The 5,188-nt window shown below is 42.7% G+C and carries 4 protein-coding genes; 2 read left to right on the top strand and 2 right to left on the bottom strand.

What is annotated here, in order from left to right; all coding sequences use genetic code 11:
* Positions 1–100: 100 nt before the first annotated feature.
* Positions 101–1,342 (bottom strand): AI-2E family transporter, encoded by a 1,242-nt coding sequence (locus PVE40_RS12290; protein WP_274732230.1) that lies wholly within the window; start codon positions 1,340–1,342, stop codon positions 101–103.
* A 179-nt stretch (positions 1,343–1,521) separates the two neighbouring features.
* On the opposite strand from PVE40_RS12290, the gene PVE40_RS12285 reads away from it, so the two are divergent.
* Both PVE40_RS12285 and PVE40_RS12280 read left to right on the top strand, forming a co-directional pair.
* Entirely contained in the window at positions 1,522–2,397 is an 876-nt protein-coding gene (locus PVE40_RS12285) for an SDR family oxidoreductase (RefSeq protein WP_274732229.1), read from the top strand.
* Positions 2,398–2,433: 36 nt separating this feature from the next.
* Positions 2,434–3,318 carry a glucose 1-dehydrogenase gene (locus PVE40_RS12280; RefSeq protein ID WP_274732228.1) on the top strand — a complete coding sequence of 295 codons (885 nt, stop codon included), beginning with the start codon at positions 2,434–2,436 and terminating at the stop codon, positions 3,316–3,318.
* A gap of 105 nt (positions 3,319–3,423) precedes the next feature.
* Here the strand turns inward: PVE40_RS12280 and PVE40_RS12275 are convergent, their stop codons facing one another.
* Entirely contained in the window at positions 3,424–5,001 is a 1,578-nt protein-coding gene (locus PVE40_RS12275; RefSeq protein WP_274732227.1) for an NAD(P)H-hydrate dehydratase, read from the bottom strand.
* Between the last annotated feature and the right edge of the window lie 187 nt (positions 5,002–5,188).

Raw genomic sequence — 5,188 nt, 5'->3', positions numbered from 1 at the left:
AAACTGCCTCCATAACAGGGAGGCAGTCTATAAAACTGTTAAAATATTTCACTGTCCTATTGACGGATAGCATACCATTAACCGGCAAGGCAGCTTTTTGTTAGTCTTCTTCTTTGATGTTTCCTTCTAAGTCAACCGTGACGGTGTCGCCCGCGATTTCTTTATCAATCTGATAAGAACCAGCAACAGGAGCATAGAAGTGGTTGTACCGTTTCTTGAATTTTTCGAAGACGTATTCGAATAATACCTTAATAATCGCAAAGAGCGGAACCCCAATAATCATCCCAATTACACCCAACAAATTACCGGCAATCAACAAGACGACAATGATGGTTAACGGGTGCATTTTCAAGGTGCGACCCATAATGTTTGGCTCAATGACGTTCCCTTGGATAAATTGAGCGACTCCCCAAACTACTCCCATCTTCAAGAGCATGACTGGTGAGGTAAAGGCTGCGACAATCAGTGCAGGCAGAATTCCGATGGTTGCCCCAATATAAGGGACAATCGCAGTTACCGTAGCGATAATGGCTAAGACAAAGGCATAATCCAAACCAATAATTAAATAACCTGCCAACAACAGTGCTCCAAGGCTGAGTGCTACTAAAGCTTCTCCCACAATATAAGAACCGACTACATTCGTCATGCGTTCTGAAACAATGGAAATATCATCTCGGAAAAGAGGCGGCAGCATCTTCATTGCAAAAGGTTTGAACTTGCCGCGGTCCACTAGCATAAAGAACAAGATAATCGGGAAGGTGACAATGACCACTACCACATTTGAAATGGTAGAGAAGACACTGACAATTTCTTGTGAAGAACTCATTACCCAATCCCAAATCATAGACGGAATATCCCCAACGACACCGTTTAAGGATGCCATCGCATCATGGTAATACGATTCAAACGCACTTCCTTGTGCAAACTCTTCTATTCGAGAGGACAAGGTATCAATATATCCTGGAAAATCGCTGACAAACCCGGAGATTTGTTCCACAATAATCGGGATAAGAAGAATAATTCCATAAGCTAACAAAAGAAGGAACAGAACAAATACCAGCAGGGTACCGTACAGTCGCTTCAATTTCTTTTTCTCCAGCCACGTTACCAATGGATTCAAAACATAAAAGAAAATAATGGCTAGAACCAGTGGCGCCACAATCGTAGAGAAAATTACTTGTAATGGACGGAAAATAAATGAAACTTGGTTGAAGATCATAATTAAAATTCCAATCATAATCAAGACCAATAAACTAAAGACAATCTTTTTTCCACCCCAGAACTCAATGAAGCGCAAGTCGTCATCTTGGGGTGCTTTTTGACGTTTTTGTTTTTCTTCCAAAAGAGACACCTCGTTTATAATGTAATTTTCCTAAGTGTAGCACAAAAGGTCACAAAAGTTCTCCTCCTAAAGAATGAACGAGGGTAAAATAAATCATGTTGCATATTATTAGCGCTTCCAACTATTCCTTGCTACAATAAAATTATCACAAATGCCATTTTATTTAAGGAGGAAATCGTATGACGGAACATGAAAAAGAAATCATCGAAACAGAAGAACCTAAAAAAGGTTACTTTCAAGAAGACGACAATACTGCAATGAGTCCGGAAGAACAGATTGACAATCCTGATTATAAAGCAGCAGACAAGTTGAAAGACAAGGTAGCTATTATTACGGGAGCCGACAGTGGAATCGGTGCTGCAACAGCTGTGGCTTTTGCCAAAGAAGGGGCAAAGTTGGTTCTAACCGATATTGATAATGAAGCTGATGCGGAGAAAACACGGATGCTGTGTGAAAAGTATGGCGCCGAAGTACTGTGGTTGACCGGTGATGTGGGGGACGAAGCGTTTGCCCAAGAAGTCATAACTGCAGCAGTCGATAAATTTGGAAAAGTGGACATCTTAGTGAATAACGCAGCGCAACAACTAGAGAAACCATCTATTCTGGAAATCAGTGCCGCTCAGTTAGACCGCACTTTCCGGACCAATATCTTCTCGATGTTCTACTTTGTAAAAGCAGCGTTGCCGCATATGCCAGACGGGTCTACGATTATTAACACTACTTCGATTACCGCATACCGCGGATCATCAGAGTTGATTGATTATGCATCTACAAAAGGTGCGATCCTAGCATTTACTCGTTCTTTGGCACAAAACGAAGAAATTACGGGCAAGAAAATTCGGGTGAACGCTGTTGCGCCGGGACCAATCTGGACACCATTAATTCCAGCTACCGTCGACCGTACCAAAGAAGAGCATGGCAGCAGCCAACCGCTTGGACGCGCAGGGGAATCTTATGAATGTGCGCCAGCATATGTATACCTAGCAAGCGAAGATTCGAGTTACGTAACTGGACAAACAATCCATGTAAACGGCGGAGAAGTTGTGAACGGATAAAAATTCATATTCATATTTCTGAAGGAGAGATGGTCAATGGATGAAAGAGAAAAAGACATCATTGAAAGTGAACAACCTAAAGAAAATTATTTTCAAGAAGATGAAAACCGCTCTATGGAAAAACCGGAACAAATCGATAATCCAAACTACCGTGCAGCTGGGAAGTTAGAAGGAAAAGTAGCGATTATTACGGGAGCCGACAGTGGAATCGGAGCAGCAACTGCCATTGCATTTGCCAAAGAGGGCGCAAACCTGACCTTGGTAGATATTGAAGACCGTGAAGATGCAGAGCGCACTCGTAATTTGGTAGAGCAGTACGGTGCAGAATTGTTATGGATTACAGGAGACGTGGGCGATGAAGAACTTGCCGAGCGCGTTGTCAGAGAAACCGTTGAGAAGTTTGGCAACATCGATATCTTGGTAAACAATGCCGCTCAACAAGTGTCGCGCGATTCTATTTTAGATATTACCGCATCTCAATTAGACCGGACCTTCCGGACGAACATTTTCTCGATGTTCTACTTTGTAAAAGCTGCATTGCCATATCTAAATGAGGACGCATCAATTATTAATACCAGCTCGATTACTGCTTACAAAGGTCAGCCGACCTTGCTGGATTATTCTTCTACGAAAGGTGCAATCATTGCCTTTACGAGATCATTAGCGCAAAATGAAGAATTTACTTCGAAGCGGATTCGCGTGAACGCAGTTGCGCCAGGACCAATTTGGACACCGCTAATTCCAGCTACAACAGGCAGTGGTAGTGCAGACAAGCAAGAATTTGGCGGCAGCACCCCGCTGAAACGCCCAGGTGAATCTTATGAATTAGCGCCAGCCTATGTTTACCTAGCTAGTTCAGATTCTAGCTACGTGACCGGCCAAACGATTCACGTCAACGGTGGTTCAGTAGTAAACGGATAATATAGATGAGAAAACAGCCCGCCCCTTTTTTCGGAGTGGGCTGTTTTTAGTAGTTATGTATCAACTGAATCTTTTTAAAATGCTCAGTTAATACATAAAACACTTTTATGTATCAACTGAAGTTATTGCGCTGTCCACTTTCATCACTTGACCAAGCGCTTCAATCACATCGGAAGCCATCAAGCTATAAGGGGATCCTTTTTTGGCTGCATAATCGCCGGCTAGTCCATGAATGTAGACACCCAGCTTTGCAGCTTCAAAAGGTTTCATTCCTTGAGCCAATAGACCAGCTAAAATACCCGTCAACACATCACCTGTTCCCCCGGTTGACATGCCGCTATTTCCTGAAGTATTAATATAGCGCTGATCTTCATGAGCCACGATGGTGCGTGCATCCTTCACTACAAAAACCAATTCAGAATCATATGTACAAACATTCGTCGTTCCCAATAAATCCTGCTGAATCTCTTTCACATTTCGATCCAGCAAGCGTGCCAACTCTTTCAAGTGAGGCGTGATAATGGAACCTGGCGGCAGTGATTGTGAAAACTCACTAATTCGTACCCCGCTTTTGTTCCGCATCAAAGGGAACGTATTGTAGTAAGCCGCTGTTAAGTTGATTGCATCTGCATCAAAAACAACCGGTGCATCTAGATACAAAGTAACCAGATCCAAGAGTTCGTGGCTAGCTTTTGAGGTGCCAATTCCCGGTCCGATGATGACATGGCTTGCCTGTTCAACAGTCCGCTTAATTTTTTCTTTCTCACTTCGCTCACTCAAAAGTTCCGGGTCATAGGAAGTCAGAATCGCTTCTGGAATTTGAATTTGCAAAATGGTTCGATTTGCTTCTGGCGTTAAAATTTCTACCAGTCCTGCACCCGTCCGATACGCAGCTTTAGCAGAGAGGTAGGCGGCGCCGCTCATATTTTCACTGCCTGCAATCACGAGTACCTTGCCAAACGTCCCTTTATTACTATAGTCCTTGCGTTTGGGTAGTTTGTCGAGGTCTGTTTTGTCATACGTCACACAGTTACTCGAAACTGCGTCAACTGCTACCGGAGGAAATCCGCTGTCTGTGACAACCAACTCTCCACAATATTCTGCCCCTGGGTATAAAACGTGACCAATTTTCGCTATGCCAAATGTGACTGTATAATCTGCCTTTACTGCCGTCCCTTTCACTTTGCCGTCATCAGCGGCAATACCAGATGGAATGTCTACTGCATACACGGGTCCTTTATGCCGATTGATTTCTTCGACAATTTCAACATATGGGTCTTGTAAATTGTAACTTAATCCAATTCCCAAAAGAGCATCCACTAATACGGTATAGTTAGATAACTTTATTTCCGTCAAAGAATTCCAGACTAGGATATCCAGATTCTCGATCATCTGCATTTGTTGATGCGTTTCTGGAGTCATCTGTTCTTTCTCTCCAGCAAAAAAAACGTCTACTTGATAGCCGTGGTTTAATAAGATGCGAGCGATAGCGAGGCCATCACCACCATTATTTCCCGGACCGCAAAAAACGAGAATAATATCTTCCTTCGAAATATGACGTTCTAGAAATTGAACGGTCTGTGTTGCAGCATTTTCCATCAGTACGAGGGAAGGTATGCCAATTTTTTCCATTGAATAAGTATCGATGGCTTTCATTTGCGCGCCATTTACTAACTTTTTCATGCAGCTCCCTCCATTACTACTGAATAATACGAATTCATTATATCACGCAATTTGGATGAACCAGAATGAAACGCTAAGAAGAAAAGGTTCAAAAATTTAAAAAAGAAAAAGAGGCTGGGACAAAAGCCCCAATCCTAAAAAGTTCCACACCATCGAACGACTAAATGGTGTGGAACTTTTTTTACTT

It is taken from the genome of Jeotgalibaca caeni, assembly GCF_028863945.1.
Lineage (GTDB): Bacteria > Bacillota > Bacilli > Lactobacillales > Aerococcaceae > Jeotgalibaca > Jeotgalibaca caeni.
The sequence above is the reverse complement of the archived record's forward strand: the minus strand, read 5'-3'. Positions and strand labels throughout refer to the sequence as shown.

Bases quoted from the DNA above. Each gene is read 5' to 3' on its own strand.
- PVE40_RS12285 (WP_274732229.1), top strand. From the start codon at position 1,522: ATGACGGAACATGAAAAAGAAATCATCGAAACAGAAGAACCTAAAAAA.
- PVE40_RS12280 (WP_274732228.1), top strand. From the start codon at position 2,434: ATGGATGAAAGAGAAAAAGACATCATTGAAAGTGAACAACCTAAAGAA.
- PVE40_RS12275 (WP_274732227.1), bottom strand. From the start codon at position 5,001: ATGAAAAAGTTAGTAAATGGCGCGCAAATGAAAGCCATCGATACTTAT.